Genomic DNA, 18,007 nt, shown 5'->3' with positions numbered 1-18,007 from the left:
GAAAACCACGTAAAACCGAGATAACTATTCCGTGGCCAAGGCAGCCAACTCGGCGCGAAGTCCGTCACTCAATGTATCGTCTCGAAGAATGCGTTCCAGTTCCTGGCGAAACGTTGCGTTGTCCAGCAAATTGGATTTGAGGTCACGCAGTAAATTGCGCATGGCCAACAGCGCACGCAACGCCGGAATTTGCCGGGCGACGTGCTCGGGTTCAAAATCTTTCATGGCGCGAAACTCAAGCGCAACGCCAGCCTCGCCCCCCTCTCCTGCCACGATATTTTCTACGGTCAGTTTCACACTGGGCGCGTACTCGAATAACACGCTGTCGATATTATTCTTGTTGATGTTGACCTTGTGCCGTTCTGACAACGGGGCCGTTTCCCTTCCGTTACTGTAGTCCCCCATCAGCATGAGCTTGAGCGGCAGCTCGACCTTTTTCAGGGCGCCGCCGGTGTGCAGATCGAGTTTGATGTTGACGCGCGCTTTCGGCACTTCATTTTGAAAACTGTTCGAGGCCATGACTTCTCCTTGACCGGACGCGAGCGTGATCGAATATAAACATTCCGTTTAATAAAAACTTGCAAACCACCCACAGGCCGATGGCAAACCAAAAGAGTTAAATATCTAACGCACCCCAGTGCTTTTGACGGGCAGCACGATATAGAGACGACCGGGAACATTCCAGCCCCCAAGGCAACTTTCAGAAACGTCTTACTTGTTTTCTAATTTGGTAATAATCACTTCATCGACTGAGCGCACCGCGACCGCCTATGTATTGTATTAACGAGGAGCCAAAGGGGGAATCAGCTATATCGATGAGGAGAAGGCTAGATAGGATCACCTTCCAGCACAAGGGGGTTAAAAGAATTCGGAAATTTCACGCAAGCGAGAGAGATCGACTGTGTGGGACCCATGAAACTCGGAGCACCAAATACGGTAATTTCCCGATGACGGGCGAGTTCCACGGGTACGCATCAGAGCACCATCAGTCGGTACCCCACCCCCGCCTCGGTCATGATGAATCGCGGGGCCGCAGGATCGTCAGCCAGTTTCTGCCGCAAGTGGCCGACCACGATACGCAGATAATGGGTGTCCTCCACGTGAGTCGGACCCCAGATGTCCTTGAGCAGTTGTTGCTGGGTGATCACCCGACCTGGGTGGCGGGCCAGTTGGGCCAGCACGGCGTATTCCTTCTTGGTCAGGGCGACTTCGTTGTCGTCGAGCAGCACCCGACGGTACGCCAGATCGACCGTCAGCGGGCCGATGACCAACGCTGCCTCTGTCTGGCTGCTGTCCGGTACTTGCCGCAACAGCGCACGGATCCGCGCCAGAAACTCCTGAATGCCGAAGGGTTTGGTCACGTAATCATTGGCCCCGGCGTCCAGCGCGCGCACTTTCTCACCCTCGCTGGCCCGCACCGAAAGCACCAGCACCGGCACACTCGACCATTCGCGGAATTGGCTCAGTACATTTTGGCCGTCGATGTCTGGCAGGCCCAGGTCGAGCACCAGCAAATCGGGCTTGTTCAGCGCGGCCTGACTCAGACCCTCGGTGCCAGTTCCGGCTTCCAGCACTTTGTAGCCTTGTGACGCGAGGCTGATGCGCAGAAATTTGCGAATCTGCGGTTCGTCGTCGATCACCAGGATGGTGGGGGTCTGGCTCATGGAAATCCTGTCAAACGGTATATCAGTTAGAGATGAGGTAACTCATGCATCGCTTTCGCCAGCAAGCCGGCTCCCACATGTTCAGAGTCGAATGCGAGATTGAGGTCGAGCACAGCCCTTGTGGGAGCCGGCTTGCTGGCGAATGAGGACTGTCAATCAACGAATCCACGGCTGACTCCCCACCATCACCCATGAAGCGGCTTCCACAAAAAAAACGCATACAAAGGATGGCCGCCAGCCTACCGCAAAGCCGCTTGACTACGCCTGCTCCATTTCCGCCTCAGGCTGCGCCTGCAATGGCAAATGTAGGCTGATGCAGGTGCCGCGTCCGTCGATACCCTCGCCGACGCTGATACGCCCACCATGGGCGCCGACCATGCCCTGACAGATCGCCAGACCCAGTCCGGTGCCCTGTCCGCCGCGGTCGCCCCGCGCAGCGGTGTAGAACATGTCGAAGATCTTCGCCCGTTCGGCTTCGGGAATGCCGGGGCCTTCGTCGCTGACCGCGAATACCAGTTCCTCGGCCGACGCGCTGACCTGAATCTGCAAACGGCCATGAAGCGGCGAAAACCGCGCCGCATTCTCCACCACATTGATCAACGCCTGTTCGATCAGCGCAGCGTGAACGTAGAGCAACGGCAGTTCGGCGGGCAGATCGGTAATGACCTGCAACGGTGCCAGTACCGCACGCAGGCGGTTCAGCGTGCTGCCGACGATGTCACCGGGCGAGACCCAGTCCCGCGCCAGCTTGAGTGCGCCGTGACCCAGGCGCGTCATGTCCAGCAGGTTCTGGATGTAACGGTCCAGACGCTCGGCTTCATCGCGCGTGCCCTCCAGCAATTCGCGGCGGTCGTCCACGGGAATCGCCTCGCCCAACGCCAACAAGCTGTCAATGCTTCCGCGCATGGCGGTCAGCGGCGTGCGCAGGTCGTGGGACACCGATGCCAGCAAAGCGCTGCGCAATTGCTCGGTTTCGCCGTGCAAACGCGCGGCTTCCAGGTCCTCAGCCAGACGAGCACGGGCCAGCGCCTGACCCAAGGGCTGACTCAGCGCGGTCAGCAGGCGTCGGCGCTGAGCCGTAAAATCCTGCCCCGAACGTGGCCTGACACCGAGCAACGCCAGCGGCGCGTCGTCGACCCACAACGGCAGCCACCACCAACTGCCCGATGGCAGAGTGCCCGTGCCTTTGCCCGCAGGCTGGCCGTGTTGCCAGGCCCAATCGGCGGCGGCGCGTTCGAATTCGACGAACTCCAGCGGCCCTCCTGTTTCGACTTTCCAGCCTTGGGCTGTATCGTGATCGAGGATGCACAGCTGCAGCTCGCGCCACCCCGCCAAATGATGCTCGGCGGCACTGAGTACGGCCTGTCTGTCCGTCGCTGCGGTCAGTCGTTTCGACAGGTCGAGCAGCTCGCTGGTCTCTTCCTGCGTGTCGCGTAATGCCTGCAACTGCCGACGCTGACGGGCCGCGAGGTTGCCGGTCAACGCAGCCATCATCAGGAAGAACAACAGGGTCAGCACGTCTTCTTCGCGCTGAATACTCAGGGAGAAATTCGGCGGAATGAACAGGAAGTCATACGCCAGAAACGACAGCACCGAGCAGACCATCGCAGGCCCCACACTACTGCGCACGGCCACCAACAGCACCGCCGCCAGAAACACCAGCGAGATGTTGGGCAAAGCCAACACGCTGGACACCGCCCACGCCAGCGCACTGGCCCCGACCGTCGCCAGCACCGCCAACAGATAATCGAACCAGCGCAGCGAACGCGGGGTGATGGAGCGAGGCTGATCAGGACGTGCTTCGCTGTCGAGCACGTTGATTTCCAACCCATGTGCATTGCGTAACAGACGCGCCGCCAGCCCGCCACCGAACACGCGCCGGCGCAGTAGAGGCCGGGACTGGCCTACCAGCACAAGGCTGGCGCGACGCTCGGCGGCGTGTTGAATCAGGGTCTTGGCCACCTCCGGCGCACGCAACACAACGACTTCGCCGCCCAGCCGTTCGGCCAGTTGCTGAGCACTTTGCAGACGGCTGCGGGCCAGTTCATCGAAAAACCGCCCGTTGTCGACATGCACCAGACTCCACGGCAGGTGCCGACGCTGGGCAACGCGACTGGCATGGCGCACCAGCCGCTCGGCTTGGGCATCGCCATCGACCCCCACCAACAGACGCCCGCGCACCGCAGGCGCGGCCTGACCCAGTTGCCGGTAGCCTTGCGCCAGATCGTTATCGACTTGCGCCGCCGCGGTCTGCATGGCCAATTCACGCAGCGCAGTGAGGTTGGTCTGAGTGAAGAACGCGTCGATGGCCGCGCGCGCCTGCTCCGGCACGTAAACCTTGCCGTCGCGCAGGCGCTCCAGCAGTTCGCGGGGCGGCAGGTCGATCAACACCAGTTCATAGGCTTCCTGCAACACCCAGTCCGGCAGGGTTTCGCGCACCTGCACGCCAGTGATGCCGCGCACCTGATCGTTGAGGCTTTCCAGGTGCTGGACGTTGACCGTGGTGTAGACGTCGATCCCCGCCGAGAGCAGCTCTTGAATGTCCTGCCAGCGCTTGGCGTGACGGCTGCCGGGCGCATTGCTGTGGGCCAGCTCGTCGACCAGTGCCAGTTTCGGTTTTGCAGCAAGCAGACCATCGAGGTCCATCTCTTCGAGCATCACTCCACGGTATTCGGAACGCAGCATGGGCAACTGCGGCAGGCCGCCGAGCAAGGCTTCGGTTTCGGCGCGACCATGGGTTTCGACGACGCCGACCAGCAGCGACACGCCCTGACGCAACTGGGTGTGGGCGGCCTGCAACATGGCGAACGTCTTGCCCACGCCGGGGGCTGCGCCGAGAAATACTTTCAGCCGGCCACGGTCATCTCGGGGGAGAGAAGCCAGCAAGGCGTCGGCGCGGGTGTCTGAGTTCACGTGGGGTGTCCTGTTTGTTGACTGGCTCCGGTACAAACGTTGTGGGAGCCGGCTTGCTGGCGAAAACGGTGTATCAAGCAATGTTCGAGTGACTGACAAGATGCATTCGCCAGCTAGCCGGCTCCCACAATCATCGCGCTGAGCCGAAGATTTCTGATCGTCCCCCACAAGGGATTCGCGTCAGCGGTAATAATCAATCGTCCCGGCCATCAATTTACTGTTTTGCGGTCGGCAACTCACTCAAACTCTGGTTCAACGCCAGCACATTCACCACCGGCGGGCCGATCAGCGGATTGTAGGTGTTCTCGCTCACCAATCGTTGCACCGTCTCTCGTGACAGATGCCGGGCGGTGGCGACACGGGTCACCTGATAATCGGCCGCCGCAGGGGACAGATGAGGGTCCAGGCCGCTGCCCGACGTGGTCAGCAGATTCAACGGCACCGGCCCCTGCCCTTCGACCGTTTCTTTCGCCGCGTCATCCGCCACTCGCGTGGCCAGCGCCGGGTTGCTTGGCGCCAGGTTGCTCGCGCCACTGGACACGGTAGCGAACGCTCCCGCCGAGGGCCGCGGGTGAAACCACTCTTCGCCAGTAAAGCTCTGCGCGATCAGCTCCGAACCCCGCACCTTGTCCTGATCGTCATACACCAGGCTGCCATTGGCCTGATCCGGAAACACCGTCTGCGCAACGCCGGTCACTACCAGCGGATAAACCCCGCCGGTGATCAAGGTCATCAACACAATCAGGCTCACGGCGGGACGCACTATAGTCGACATCATTCAATCCTCAATTCAATCAGAGCACAGCACTTAAACCAGGTGCAGGCCGGTCAACAGCAGGTCGATCAACTTGATCCCCACGAACGGCACGACAATCCCGCCCAGCCCATAGATCAGCAGGTTGCGCCGCAGCAGGTGCGCCGCACTCGCCGCCTGCACCCGCACGCCGCGCAGGGCCAGAGGAATCAGCACCACGATGATCAGCGCGTTGAAGACGATGGCTGACAGGATGGCGCTCTGTGGGCTGGTCAGTCCCATGATGTTGAGCACGCCCAGTTGCGGGTAAATGGCGGCAAACAACGCGGGCAGGATCGCGAAATACTTGGCCACGTCGTTGGCAATCGAAAAGGTGGTCAGCGCGCCACGGGTGACCAGCAATTCCTTGCCGATCTGCACCACGTCCAGCAGCTTGGTGGGGTCGCTGTCCAGGTCGACCATGTTGGCCGCCTCCCGCGCTGCCTGCGTACCGTCGTTCATCGCCATGCCAACGTCCGCCTGGGCCAGCGCCGGGGCGTCGTTGGCGCCGTCGCCGCACATGGCCACCAGACGCCCGTCGTTTTGCTCCTGACGGATGCGCTCCAGTTTTTTCTCCGGCGTGGCTTCAGCCAGCACGTCGTCCACGCCCGCTTCGGCGGCGATGGCAGCGGCGGTCAGCGGGTTGTCGCCAGTGACCATGACGGTGCGAATGCCCAGTTTGCGCAGCTCATCGAAACGCTCGCGAATGCCCGGTTTGACCACGTCCTTGAGGTGAATCACGCCCAGCAACGTGTGGTCGACCGACACCAGCAGCGGCGTGCCACCGGTCTTGGCGATCTTGTCGATTTCGCGGGAGAGGGTCAGGGGCAGATCGGCGCGATCACGGCCAATGAATGTCAACAGCGAATCCACCGCACCCTTGCGATAAACACGCCCGTCGAAATCCACCCCGGACAGGCGGGTTTCAGCGCTGAACGGTACGGCGGTGAGCTGGCTCGGTGCAGGCTCGTTCATTGGGTGCAGCGCACGCAGGTACTCGACGATGGATTTGCCTTCAGCCGTGTCGTCCGCCAGCGAGGCCAGCAATGTGCCTTCGCTCAGTTCCTTGCCGCTGACGCCAGGAGCCGCATAGACCGCCGCACAACGACGGTTGCCGAAAGTAATGGTGCCGGTCTTGTCCAGCAGCAACACGTGCACATCACCTGCGGCTTCCACGGCGCGGCCGGACTTGGCGATCACGTTCAGGCGCACCAGACGGTCCATCCCGGCGATCCCGATAGCCGAAAGCAGGCCGCCAATCGTGGTGGGAATCAACGTCACCAGCAATGCCACCAGAAACACCAGCGGCAGGTTGCCCCCGGCGAAATGGGCGAACGGTTGCAGGGTCACGACCACCAGCAGAAAGATCAGGGTCAGGCCAATCAACAGAATGTCCAGCGCCACCTCGTTAGGGGTTTTCTGGCGTTTTGCGCCTTCCACCAGCGCGATCATGCGGTCTAGAGTCGATTCGCCAGGGTTGCTGCTGATGCGCACCAACAACCAGTCCGAGACCAATCGGGTGTTGCCGGTGACCGCCGAGCGGTCGCCGCCGGATTCGCGAATCACGGGAGCGGACTCACCGGTGATTGCCGCTTCGTTCACCGCCGCGATACCCGCGATGACCTCGCCGTCGCCGGGGATCAACTCACCGGCCTCGACCCGCACCACATCACCTTTGCGCAGAGTGCTGGCGTTGACCGTGATGAACGCACCGGTCGCGCCTTGCAAACGAGCCTTCAGGCCTTCGGTTCCGGCTTTCAGGCTGTCGGCCCGGGCCTTGCCCCGGCCTTCGGCCAAGGCTTCGGCGAAGTTGGCGAACAGCACGGTGAACCACAACCACAGCGCGATCTGCACAGCCACGAAGGTCGGCACGGCGGGGTTGGGAATCAGGCACAACACGGTGGTCAGAATCGCCGTCAATTCGACCACCAGCATCACCGGTGCGCGTTGCAACTGGCGCGGATCGAGTTTGACGAAGGCCTGAATCAGCGCCGGACGCCACAGTTGGGCGAAGCCGGTTTTCACGGATTCGGCGATCTGCTCAGGTTGTTTCGGTGCAACGTCTTTGGGTACAGCAGCACGCATATTCATGATGTGATCCTCAGAAACCCAGGCTCAGGTGTTCGGCAATCGGGCCCAGCGCCAGAGTCGGCAGGAAGGTCAGGCCGCCCACCAGCAAAATGGTCACGGTCAGCAGCGTGACGAACAGCGGGCCATGGGTCGGAAAACTGTTCAGGCCCAGGGGCGCGGTCTTCTTCGCCGCCAGACTGCCCGCCAGCGCCAGCACTGGCAGGATGTAGCCAAAGCGGCCAATGAACATTGCCAGGCTCAGCATCAGGTTGTGGAACAGGGTATTGGCGCTGAAACCGCCGAACGCCGAGCCGTTGTTCGCCGTGGCTGACGTGTAGGTGTAAAGCAACTGGCTGAAACCATGGGCGCCGGGGTTGCTCACCGCGCCTGCCGGGCCGGGCAACGAGGCGGCCAGCGCACCGAACACCAACACGCCCACCGGCATGACGATCAGCGTCGCCACCAGCAATTTCACTTCCCGGGCTTGTAGCTTCTTGCCGAGGTATTCCGGGGTACGGCCGATCATCAATCCGGCGAGGAACACCGCGATCAGCACGTTCAGCAACATCCCGTACAACCCTGCGCCGACACCGCCGAAGATCACTTCGCCGACCATCATGTTGGCCAGCGCAATCATGCCGCTCAGCGGATTGAGGCTGTCGTGCATGCCGTTGACCGAGCCGTTGGACGCGGCGGTCGTGGCTGTCGCCCACAGCACGGTGGCCGTGGTGCCGAAGCGGGTTTCCTTGCCCTCCATCGGCGCAGTCTGCTCGACATTGGCGATGTGCAGCGCCGGGTTGGGCTGGTACTCGGCCCACAGCGCCACGGCACCACCGATCAGGAACAGCACGAACATGCAGGCGACGATAGCGCGGCTCTGGCGCATGTCCTTGACGTAGTGGCCAAAGGTGAACACCAGCGCTACCGGGATCAGAATGATCGAGACCAACTCGAACAGGTTGCTCCACGCCGTCGGGTTCTCGAACGGGTGCGCCGAGTTGACGCCGAAGAAGCCGCCGCCGTTGGTGCCCAGTTGCTTGATGGCGATCTGGCTGGCGGCTGGCCCCAATGGAAGGGTCTGATCAGCACCTTGCAGGGTGACCGCGTCCACGTAATGGGCGAAGGTTTGCGGCACGCCCTGCCACACCAGAAACAACGCCAGTACGAGGCACAGTGGCAGCAGGCCGTAGAGGGTGGCGCGTGTCATGTCGGCCCAGAAGTTGCCCAGATGCTGCGTCGAACGGCGGCCAATCCCACGACATAACGCCACCAGCACAGCAATGCCGGTCGCGGCGCTGACGAAGTTCTGCACGGTCAGCCCTGCCATCTGGCTCAGGTAGCTCAGAGACGCCTCTCCGCTGTAGCTCTGCCAGTTGGTGTTGGTGACGAAACTCATCGCCGTGTTGAACGCCAGCGACCACTCCATGCCCGGCAGCCCTTGTGGGTTGAGCGGCAGCGCGCCCTGAAACAGCAGAATGGCGAACAGCACGACAAACCCCGCCAGGTTGAACGCCAGCAGGGCCAGGGTGTACGTCTTCCAGTTTTGCTCGACGGCCGGGTCGACACCGGACAGCCGATAGCAGATGCGCTCGACTGGCCCCACCACCGGGGTCAGCCAGGTGCGCTGGCCTTCCATGACTTTGTAATAGAAGCGCCCCAACAGCGGCGCGGGCAGCAACACCAAGGCGAAGAACGCCAGAATCAGCAGATAGTCATAACCGTGCATGGCCGTCACTCCTCGACCCGGCCAGCACGCAACAGCGCCACCAGCAAATACACGAATAACCCTGCCGCCAACAGCAGAGACACCCCATCCAGAACGCTCATGAAAACACTCTCCGTCATACGGCGATTACCGTGTGGGAATTGTCTTCATGAGGGGTGTAAAGGAACGAGATCAAGGGTGGGCGTGGGGCATAAAGAAAGTGTAAAAACTGCCGATCACGTACAGGCCGCTCCATGGCTGAACGCAATCAAGTGGGAGCCGCCTTGGTGGCTCCCACAAAAAAGGGTGGGGGTCACACCCGAATGGCGGCTTGTAGCTTTTCTGATACATTCACGACAATCCACAGACACCTGCTACCCGCACCCTTCCGCCCCGCTCGCCAGCGAAGTAGCATGGCAGCGTCGTTCCTCACTCGCGGCCCTTCCCGGCGGCATCACCATGGCGGCAGCACCATGCAAACGACCCCTGACAGCACCACCGCCAACGCACCGGCCGAAGAGCGGCGCTGGAACACCCGCGCGCTGATCGTCGATGACGACGTGCCGATCCGTGAACTGCTGTGCGACTACCTCGCCCGGTTCAACATCCAGAGCACTGGCGTCACCGACGGCAATGCCATGCGCCAGGCGCTGGCCGAAGAAACCTACGACGTGGTGGTGCTGGACCTGATGCTGCCCGGCGAAGACGGCCTGTCGCTGTGCCGCTGGCTGCGCAGTTCGTCGGATATCCCGATCCTGATGCTGACCGCACGCTGTGAACCCACCGACCGCATCATCGGTCTGGAACTGGGTGCCGACGACTATATGGCCAAACCGTTCGAACCTCGCGAACTGGTAGCCCGCATCCAGACCATCCTGCGCCGCGTGCGCGATGACCGTACCGAAGAACGTACCACGCTGCGCTTCGACAACTGGCGCCTCAACAGCGTCCTTCGCCAACTGACCGCGCCGGACGGGCTGGTGGTGCCGTTGTCCAACGCCGAATTCCGCCTGCTGCGCGTGTTCCTTGAACGTCCGCGTCGCGTGCTCAACCGCGAACAACTGCTGGACGCCGCCCGCGGCCGCTCCATCGAAGCCTTTGATCGCAGCATCGACCTGCTGGTCTCGCGCCTGCGCCAGAAGCTTGGTGACGATCCGAAATCCCCTCAACTGATCAAGACCGTACGGGGCGAAGGCTATATGTTCGACGCCAGGGAGATTGGTTGATCCGCTCGGCTGACACCCTGTTCGCCCGACTGTTCGGCGGCGCACTGCTGGCGATCATTCTGGCGCACCTGCTGGCGTTCATCTGGTTTCACTACTACGACCCTCATCGCCCGCCTCCGCCTCCACCGCCACACAACGCGCAGGACATGCCGCGCGGCTACCCGGACAAACCGGACGACGACATGGCGGCGGAAGAAATGCGCCGTCCGCCACCACCGTTTTTCGGTATCCCGCTGATTCCGCTGCTGTTCCAGTTGATCACCCTGGTGATTGCTGCCTGGTTCGGCGCCAAGGCCCTGAGTCGGCCGGTCCGGCGTATCAGCGATGCCGCCGAACGCCTGAGCGAAAACCTCGACAGCCCACCGCTGACCATCACCGGTCCCCGCGAGGCGCGCCAGGCCGCTGCGACGTTCAACCTGATGCAGGAGCGGATTCGTGAGCAGGTGCAACAGCGCGGGCGCATGCTGGCGGCGGTCTCCCACGACCTGCGCACTCCGCTGGCGCGTTTGAAACTGCGGGTCGAACAGATCGAGGAGCCCAAGCTGCACGGGCAGATGACGCAAGATTTGAACGACATGATCGGCATGCTCGACGCCACGCTGACCTACCTCAATGAGCAGCGAACCAGCGAGGCCTTGCAGTATTTCGACGTGCAGGCGCTGATCGAGTCGCTGACCGAGAACGCTCAGGACAATGGCGATGACGTCGAAGCCAGCGGCAGTTGCCGACCGCTGAAATCCCAGCCCATGGCCCTGCGTTCCTGCCTGCACAACCTGATCGACAATGCCTTGCGCTATGCCGGGCATGCGCGGGTGGAGATTGAGGACTACAGTGATCGCCTGCTGATCCGCGTGGTCGATCGCGGGCCAGGCATCCCGGAAAACCTGCGCGAAGCGGTGTTCGAGCCGTTCTACCGGGTTGAGGGGTCGCGCAACCGAAACTCGGGCGGCGTGGGCATCGGCATGACCATCGCCCGCGAAGCCGCCCGGCGCATGGGCGGTGATCTGCGCCTGGAAGAAACTCCCGGCGGCGGCCTGACGGCATCGATCGATTTGCCACGGATCTGAACGCAGCTAAAACATGTCGGGGCAACCTTCACTCACCAAAACGCCCCATCACTGTGGGAAATTCTACGTTGGCTGGTTAACCGCCTTCGCCACCAAGGCGGCTCCCACAGAACCGGCGTCGATCACGAACCTATGACTTGGCACACACCCCTGTGGGAGCCGGCTTGCTGGCGAAGGGGTCCTGTCAGTTGTCACGCAAAGACCTGATTCACCGCATTTGCCTTCAAGGCGGCGCCCACAGGGTGAACCTGCACCCGCGATGTACCTGCCCCCGTAAGCCTCGCGTTACAAACACCACATACCCACGACATCCCACCCCGCGACGCTGCATAAGCCGGTACACCGTACCGGCTTCATTCATCTGATGGGGAGTCAGTCCGATGGTCACAGGTATCAGCGGCAGCAGCAGTTATTCCAGCTACATCAGTTCAAGCAGCTCCACCCGCAGCACCGACAAGAGCAAGCAGTTCGCCGACGACCTGCTGAAAAAGCTCGACACCAACGGTGACGGCAGTATCGACAAGGATGAACTGAGTTCAGCCCTGTCCTCCGATTCCAAAGACGGCATCACGGTCAGTCTGAGCAAGGCGTTCAGCGATCTGGACAGCAACGACGATGACAGCCTGGACGCCGACGAGTTGGCGTCCATGACCCCGCCACCGCCGCCACCGACGCAGATGGACGGCGGCTCGGCGGCGGATGAAGCCCAGGACCTGCTGAGCGCCATCGACACCGACGGTGATGGCAGCGTCAGCAGCGACGAACTGACCGCCGCGCTGAGCAGTTCGGACAGCAGCGCCGACAGCACTCAGGTATTCGACGCACTGGACACCAACAAGGATGGCACCGTCAGCCTCGAAGAGCTGACCGCCAGCCTGCAACAGGCTCAACAACCGCCTCCCCCGCCCGCGCAAGACTCCAGCGACCTGTTCAGCAGCCTGGACAGCGATGGCGACGGCAGCATCACGGCCGCCGAACTGACCAGCGCCCTGCAAAGTGGCAGCTCGACCAGCGGCTCCAGCAGTTCCACCAGCACCGACGCGATCAATTCGCTGTTCAGTGCCCTGGACGCCGACAGCAGTGGTGGCGTCAACGCCGACGAGTTGAGTGCGGCGCTCAAGCCTGACAATACTCAGCAGCAGACCACCACGACGCAGGCCACTGAGGCGTTGAATCGCATGGTTGCTGCCCTCAGCGACCGCTACAACCTCAATAGCAACGCGACGGCCGGTAAATACGTGAGTATTTCCGCCTGATAAAAAAGCGCCGCCGGATCCGGTCCGGCGGCGCTTTTTTATCTTCAGTGCGCGTTATTTGGGCACCTGCCGTGCGCGGCTGTCAGCGACCTAGTCGAGCAGCAGGCTATAAGCCACGGCCAAGAGCGTCGGGCCGATGAACAGGCCAATGAAGCCAAACGCCAATAACCCGCCGAACACCCCCAACAGCACGATCACCAACGGCAAATTGCCGCCACGGCTGATCAGATACGGCTTGAGCACGTTGTCGACACCACTGACGATGAACATGCCCCACAAACCGAGAAACACGGCCATCCCGTACTCGCCTTTCCAGGCCAGCCAGGCCGTGGCCGGAATCCAGATCAGCGGCGGCCCCATGGGCACCAGACTGAGCAAAAACGTGCCAATACCCAAGACCAGCGCTCCCGGCACGCCCGCGATCAGAAAACCGATCAACGCCAGAATGCCCTGAGCGGCTGCCGTACCGATCACCCCGTTCACCACCCGCTGGACCGTCCCGGCCACCAGATCGACGTAATACTGGGCCTTGTCGCCGATCAGCCGCTCCAGCAGGCTCAGCACGAACGCCGCCAGACGCGGACCGTCGCGGTAGAAAAAGAACACGAAGACGATACTCAGGGTCAGCTCCAGGATGCCCCCGCCGATCTGCGCACTACGGGCCAGCAGCCAGTTACCCACCTGCCCCAGATAGGGTTTGAGCGTGGCCAGCATCGCCGCGCCCTGCTGATCGATGGTGTTCCAGTAGCCCACCAATCGCTCCCCGACCAAGGGAATGCTGCCCAACCAGGCGGGTGGGTCGGGCAAGCCATCGACCTGCACATCGCGAACGAACGCCGTGGCATCGCGCACATGATCAGCCAGGTTGAACCCGAGCCACACCAATGGCGCGGCCACCAGTACCATCCAGCCGAGGGTCAGAATGCTCGCGGCCAGTGACTCCCGGCCATTGAGCGCGCGGGTCAACAGGCGCATCAGCGGCCAACTGGCAAACGCCAGCACCGCCCCCCAGAACAGCGCAGACCAGAACGGCGCCATCACCCACAGGCAGGCGCCCAGCAGTGCCAGCAGCAGAATCTGCACCAACAGGCGATCGTTATTGAACATGGGTCATACCGTAGAAGAGAAATCCAGAACGCGCAGCATAACGGCGAACGTCGACGCTCGCCTTACACCAATTGAACAGCAACTGAATGCCTGAGATAAAACACTCCTCAGCGAATGAGTTCGACGACCAGCCCCTGAGTCTGCTTGCTGCCGATTTCCAGTCGGGCTGCGCGCACGCTGTTGTTGACCAAAGCCTCACGCCACGCCTCGGCCTGCGGCCCGGAAAGCGTCACACGCAAGGTGCTGTCCAGATTAAGCCCTCGTGAGAGCAAAGTGATCCACGGCTGTTTGGGCTCACCCTTGAGCATAGGCAAGTCCAGATCACCGGAGCTCTTCAGCTCTCTGAGCAGGGTCGCAGAGGTGGGCAGCACCTCGCCCAGCGGCGCGTCAGCCTGGAACTCTTCGACATGCAGCAAGGCGCGGCGATTGCCGCGAGTGATGCTGTACAACGCCACCAGCGTGTCGCTGTCCGGCGACAGGCGCAGCAGCAAATAGGCTTGTCCGTTGTCGGCCCCGTAGAGCCGCGCGTTGCTGAACACTTCGTTGGCCCACAAGCTGCTTTCACCACAGTCCCGGGCCTGACACCAGAACAACAACTGCGCGCCCTGCTGCTGAAAGGCTTCGCGAGCGGCCGTGAAGGCCTCGTCGGCGGATCGCTCTGGCGGTAATTGATAGGTCACGGCACTGGCGGTGCCACGGGAAGCCACCTGACCATCGAAGCGCAATTGGCCGCTGATCTTGCGAATCGAGCCCATGGGAAAAATGCGTTCAAGGTTCGCAGCGGGCTTGTAATCGACGATTTCAGCGTCAGTCGGCCGAGGCAAGTTGGAAAAGTCCTGACTGCCCGCGACATCGGCGGCCAGACCGGTCGTGGCGTAACCGGTCAGGCACAGCAGCCAGCCGAGCGTGCAGGCAGCACGCGTGGAAAGGCTCATGGGCGGATCATCGTGGGGGCCATCACGACCGCACGCGAGCGCAGTCCGAGGGAGGGAATCGAGTGTGGGCGGTGGTCCATCGTGCAGTCTCCTGTTTCAACCCGCCCAGCCTCGACAGTTGCGCTGCGCAAGTCAAGAAACGGCGAAGAACCGATTGAAACAGTCTGCAACAGAGGTCGCGCCCGCCTCGTCGTTCAGATGCAGATGATGCCCACCGGGTAACACAGTGACCTCGAACGAAACACTGTCGAGCAGCGCGGTGTTCTGCGCCAGCATGCCCAGGTCGGCAACCACCAGGTGTGCAGGACAACGAATGGCATTCACGAAGGACAAAGCTTGGGCGCGCGTCAGACGCATCGCCGACGCCAGTGTCAGGCGGCTGTCACTGCGCCAGGTGTAACCGCCCGGCACCGGCATCAGGCCACGCTGCGCCAACAGCTCAGCAGCTTCGCGACTGACAGCGACCATGCCTTTCATGCGGGCTTCGACCGCTCGGTCCATTTCGGCGTACACGGGCTTGCGCTTGCTCGATTGCGCCAGTTGCGCCAGCAAGGCGGTGCCCATTCGTTCCGCCGCGCCTTCAGGCTCGCCCAACGGCGGAATCAGGCCGTCGATCAACGCCAGACGACTGATACGATCCGGCACCGACCCGGCGAGGATCACCGAGACAATGGCACCCAACGAATGCCCCAGCAGCGAAAACCGCTCCCACCCCATCTGCTGCGCTACATGCAGCACGTCATGGGCGTAATCCGGCAAACCGTAACCGGCGCCCAGCGGGCGGTGATCGGAATGGCCATGCCCGGCCATGTCCAGCGCCAGAATGCGCAAGCCTTTGAGCTTCGGCGCCAGGCGAGCGAAGCTGTTGGCGTTGTCCAGCCAGCCATGCAGCGCAATCACCGGCAAGCCATCTTGCGGCCCGAACAAATGGGCCGCCAGTTCGATGTGCGGCAGGCTCAGCCGAATCTCTTCGACCGCACAGCTCATGCGCGAGCTCGCTGACGGGGCTGCGTCCGGGTGACGACCTGCCCAGGTGTGGCCCAGCGGGAAAACAGGTTCTTGAGCATCTGCGCGGTGTCCTCGGGGTGTTCCAGCGGGAACATGTGCCCGCCCGGCACCGAAAGATACACGCCTTCACGCATGCTTTTCACCGACATCGCGTGATGGCGGCGCACCACATCACTGTGTTCGCCCCGCACCAGCGCCAACGGCACTTGCAGGTGACGGGCCACGCCAGGGCTGGTGTGCGGCACGCTGCGATAGATGCTGATCTCGGTGGTGGGATCGAAACGCAGGCGCAATCGATCACCGTCCGGCTGCAAACCGTGCAGCAGATAGGCCTCGAAACATTCGGGATCGAAACGGCGGAACAGGGTCTTGCCCGAAAAATAATGCCGCGCAGCGTCCAGATCGCTGAACACCTCACGTCGGCCCAGCGTGCGCCCTGCCGGGGTGATGCGGTCGATGAAACCGAAACGCTTGGCCGCACGGATCATCCATTGATCGAAACGCGTCAGCACGGGCGAATCGAGCATGACCACTCCGCGATACAGCTCCGGATGCCGCAAGGCCGCGTGGTAATGCAAAACGCCGCCCAGCGAATGACCAACCCCCCAGACCGGCTGTGGTTGTTCACGCAGGTGATGGATCAACTCGTCCACCAGATTCGGCCAGTTGTCGGTCACGGGAAAACGCGGATCGTGGGCGTGCTGCGCCAGATGAGTGATGTGAAACTCATCGCCCAACGCTGCGAACAACTTGCCGTACGTGGCGGACGGGAAGCCGTTGGCGTGAGCGAAAAAGACGTGTTGAGTCATGCCGGCGCATCCAGAAACCGTGATCAGGCTGCAATTGTGTGCGTGAGCCTGACACGGCGGCAATGACCGGAAGTGCCATCGGGGATGACACTCCGGCCAGCGCAGACGCATTCAGCGTGCAGGCGGCTGCTCACCCAGCGGCACGACCGCAACGGTCAGGCGCGAAATACAACTGGCCTTGCCGTCTTCGCCGGTCAGGCGGATGTCCCAGACGTGCGTGGTGCGACCGATGTGCACCGGATGCGCCACCGCCGTGACCCGACCACTGCGCAGGCCCCGCAAATGGTTGGCGTTGATTTCCAGCCCGACGCAGAAATACTTGCTGGAGTCGATGACCAGGTAGCTGGCCGACGAACCGACCGTTTCTGCCAGCACCACCGACGCACCACCGTGCAGCAGGCCGTAGGGTTGGTGTGTGCGGTGATCGACCACCATGCTGGCGGTCAGAGACTGATCGTCGAACGCTTCGAAACGGATGTCCAGTTGCTCACCGATGGTGTTCTTCTGCATCGCGTTGAGCGCGTCGAGGTTGGGGGTGTCACGCCATAGGCTCATGGGTTGTCCTTATTATTGAATAGTCCACAGTTGAACGGCCCCCACAGGAGAACATCATCTGCCGGGCCGAGGCCGAATCACCCCGGATGCCTGACCCCGATCAGGTTCATCGCACCCGCCACCGGGAAATCTGCCTCCAGTTCAGCAAGACTCGCCGTGTGCATTCCGTGGGCCTGCTGCACGTTGCCATGCACCGCCAGACCGATCAGCGAGCCGACCAACGGCTGGTGACTGACCAGCAAGACGTCGTCCGAGGCATAGAGGTCCAGATTGTCCAGCACCTTACGCGGATCGCTGTCCGGCGTCAGCCAGGGGACGGTCACGATCGACTCGGAAAACCCCAACGCCTGACGCACCAGCTCAGCGGTCTGCTGCGCTCGAACATAGGGGCTGGCGATGATCCAGCGCAGCGACTGGCCCAGCAGGTGCGCCGCGCTGGTCAGCACCTCCTGGCGGCCGTTGTCGGTCAGCTCGCGTTCGGCGTCGGTACGAGCGCGGTACTGAGCCTCGCCATGACGCAGAATCCACACTTTCATAGTTTCGGTTCCTCATCCCGCACCGGGTGCGCAGCAGCCGGCACGGTGTGCGGAGCCTCGCCTTCCGGTGGGCGCGGCGCGGGCCAGTCGGCGAATGGCCAAGGCTTCTGGTCAGTGTGAAACGTGCCAAAACGGCCGATCTGCGCAAAATACTGACTCAGGCTGTCACCGAACGACATCAGGCTCAGACTCGGCGCCCCATAGAACAGGCGATACGCCAGTTGCACCAGCACCACCACCGCCAGCACGACGGCTGCGACTTCCCAGACCACGGCAAACACCAGCATCCACAGGATGCGCAGCAGGATCGATTCGTGCTGCTTGAATTTTGATTCGTTCAAAGGTCTCTCCTTGAGCCAGCGG

17 protein-coding genes are annotated in these 18,007 nt (G+C 62.1%); 3 read left to right on the top strand and 14 right to left on the bottom strand.

Translation table 11 applies throughout. The annotated features are described in order from the left end of the window. Positions 1 to 24 precede the first annotated feature (24 nt). The 7 genes from tssB to kdpF form a co-directional block, all read right to left on the bottom strand. Positions 25 to 519, bottom strand: a complete 495-nt coding sequence (gene tssB / locus ACI5GA_RS26285; RefSeq protein WP_404640327.1) for a type VI secretion system contractile sheath small subunit — start codon at positions 517 to 519, stop codon at positions 25 to 27. A 455-nt stretch (positions 520 to 974) separates the two neighbouring features. Then, positions 975 to 1,664: a response regulator gene (locus tag ACI5GA_RS26280; RefSeq protein ID WP_404640329.1), complete on the bottom strand. Its 690-nt coding sequence runs from the start codon at positions 1,662 to 1,664 to the stop codon at positions 975 to 977. Positions 1,665 to 1,922: 258 nt separating this feature from the next. Next, complete coding sequence (locus ACI5GA_RS26275; RefSeq protein ID WP_404640331.1) at positions 1,923 to 4,577, bottom strand: DUF4118 domain-containing protein; 2,655 nt, start codon at positions 4,575 to 4,577, stop codon at positions 1,923 to 1,925. A gap of 214 nt (positions 4,578 to 4,791) precedes the next feature. Further along, positions 4,792 to 5,352 (bottom strand): potassium-transporting ATPase subunit KdpC, encoded by a 561-nt coding sequence (kdpC, locus tag ACI5GA_RS26270; protein WP_421425545.1) that lies wholly within the window; start codon positions 5,350 to 5,352, stop codon positions 4,792 to 4,794. Positions 5,353 to 5,385: 33 nt separating this feature from the next. Beyond that, a complete protein-coding gene (gene kdpB, locus ACI5GA_RS26265; protein ID WP_421424891.1) occupies positions 5,386 to 7,461 on the bottom strand; it encodes a potassium-transporting ATPase subunit KdpB in 2,076 nt (691 codons plus the stop codon). A gap of 10 nt (positions 7,462 to 7,471) precedes the next feature. Continuing rightward, positions 7,472 to 9,166, bottom strand: a complete 1,695-nt coding sequence (kdpA, locus tag ACI5GA_RS26260; RefSeq protein ID WP_421424890.1) for a potassium-transporting ATPase subunit KdpA — start codon at positions 9,164 to 9,166, stop codon at positions 7,472 to 7,474. Positions 9,167 to 9,171: 5 nt separating this feature from the next. Next, on the bottom strand, positions 9,172 to 9,267 hold the full coding sequence (gene kdpF, locus ACI5GA_RS26255; RefSeq protein WP_037009437.1) for a K(+)-transporting ATPase subunit F: 96 nt from the start codon (positions 9,265 to 9,267) through the stop codon (positions 9,172 to 9,174). Between the two features lie 351 nt (positions 9,268 to 9,618). Between kdpF and ACI5GA_RS26250 the strand changes: the two genes are divergently transcribed. The 3 genes from ACI5GA_RS26250 (at position 9,619) to xopAW (ending at position 12,694) form a co-directional block, all read left to right on the top strand. Then, positions 9,619 to 10,371, top strand: a complete 753-nt coding sequence (locus ACI5GA_RS26250) for a response regulator (RefSeq protein WP_404640337.1) — start codon at positions 9,619 to 9,621, stop codon at positions 10,369 to 10,371. Continuing rightward, positions 10,368 to 11,438, top strand: a complete 1,071-nt coding sequence (locus tag ACI5GA_RS26245; RefSeq protein WP_421424888.1) for a sensor histidine kinase — start codon at positions 10,368 to 10,370, stop codon at positions 11,436 to 11,438. Before ACI5GA_RS26250 ends, ACI5GA_RS26245 begins: the two co-directional genes overlap by 4 nt. Positions 11,439 to 11,818: 380 nt before the next feature. Further along, positions 11,819 to 12,694 (top strand): XopAW family type III secretion system calcium-binding effector, encoded by an 876-nt coding sequence (gene xopAW / locus ACI5GA_RS26240; RefSeq protein ID WP_421424887.1) that lies wholly within the window; start codon positions 11,819 to 11,821, stop codon positions 12,692 to 12,694. Positions 12,695 to 12,784: 90 nt separating this feature from the next. On the opposite strand, the gene ACI5GA_RS26235 is transcribed toward xopAW, so the two are convergent. The 7 genes from ACI5GA_RS26235 to ACI5GA_RS26205 all read right to left on the bottom strand — a co-directional run bounded on the left by ACI5GA_RS26235 (position 12,785) and on the right by ACI5GA_RS26205 (position 17,985). Next, positions 12,785 to 13,801: an AI-2E family transporter gene (locus tag ACI5GA_RS26235; RefSeq protein WP_421424885.1), complete on the bottom strand. Its 1,017-nt coding sequence runs from the start codon at positions 13,799 to 13,801 to the stop codon at positions 12,785 to 12,787. Positions 13,802 to 13,908: 107 nt separating this feature from the next. Continuing rightward, entirely contained in the window at positions 13,909 to 14,736 is an 828-nt protein-coding gene (locus ACI5GA_RS26230; RefSeq protein WP_404640345.1) for a DUF4892 domain-containing protein, read from the bottom strand. A gap of 132 nt (positions 14,737 to 14,868) precedes the next feature. Then, positions 14,869 to 15,723, bottom strand: coding sequence for an alpha/beta fold hydrolase (locus tag ACI5GA_RS26225; protein ID WP_404640347.1), 855 nt, complete (start codon positions 15,721 to 15,723; stop codon positions 14,869 to 14,871). Continuing rightward, a complete protein-coding gene (locus ACI5GA_RS26220; protein ID WP_421424882.1) occupies positions 15,720 to 16,553 on the bottom strand; it encodes an alpha/beta fold hydrolase in 834 nt (277 codons plus the stop codon). The genes ACI5GA_RS26225 and ACI5GA_RS26220 overlap by 4 nt, the downstream gene beginning before the upstream one ends. A gap of 111 nt (positions 16,554 to 16,664) precedes the next feature. Beyond that, positions 16,665 to 17,108 carry a hotdog fold thioesterase gene (locus ACI5GA_RS26215; protein ID WP_404640351.1) on the bottom strand — a complete coding sequence of 148 codons (444 nt, stop codon included), beginning with the start codon at positions 17,106 to 17,108 and terminating at the stop codon, positions 16,665 to 16,667. 77 nt (positions 17,109 to 17,185) lie between these two features. Further along, complete coding sequence (gene sixA / locus ACI5GA_RS26210) at positions 17,186 to 17,644, bottom strand: phosphohistidine phosphatase SixA (RefSeq protein ID WP_404640353.1); 459 nt, start codon at positions 17,642 to 17,644, stop codon at positions 17,186 to 17,188. Next, positions 17,641 to 17,985 (bottom strand): DUF4389 domain-containing protein, encoded by a 345-nt coding sequence (locus ACI5GA_RS26205; protein WP_404640355.1) that lies wholly within the window; start codon positions 17,983 to 17,985, stop codon positions 17,641 to 17,643. The genes sixA and ACI5GA_RS26205 overlap by 4 nt, the downstream gene beginning before the upstream one ends. Between the last annotated feature and the right edge of the window lie 22 nt (positions 17,986 to 18,007).

The organism is Pseudomonas sp. Pseu.R1 (genome assembly GCF_045764065.1).
In the GTDB taxonomy this organism is placed as follows: Bacteria; Pseudomonadota; Gammaproteobacteria; order Pseudomonadales; family Pseudomonadaceae; genus Aquipseudomonas.
The sequence above is the reverse complement of the archived record's forward strand: the minus strand, read 5'-3'. Positions and strand labels throughout refer to the sequence as shown.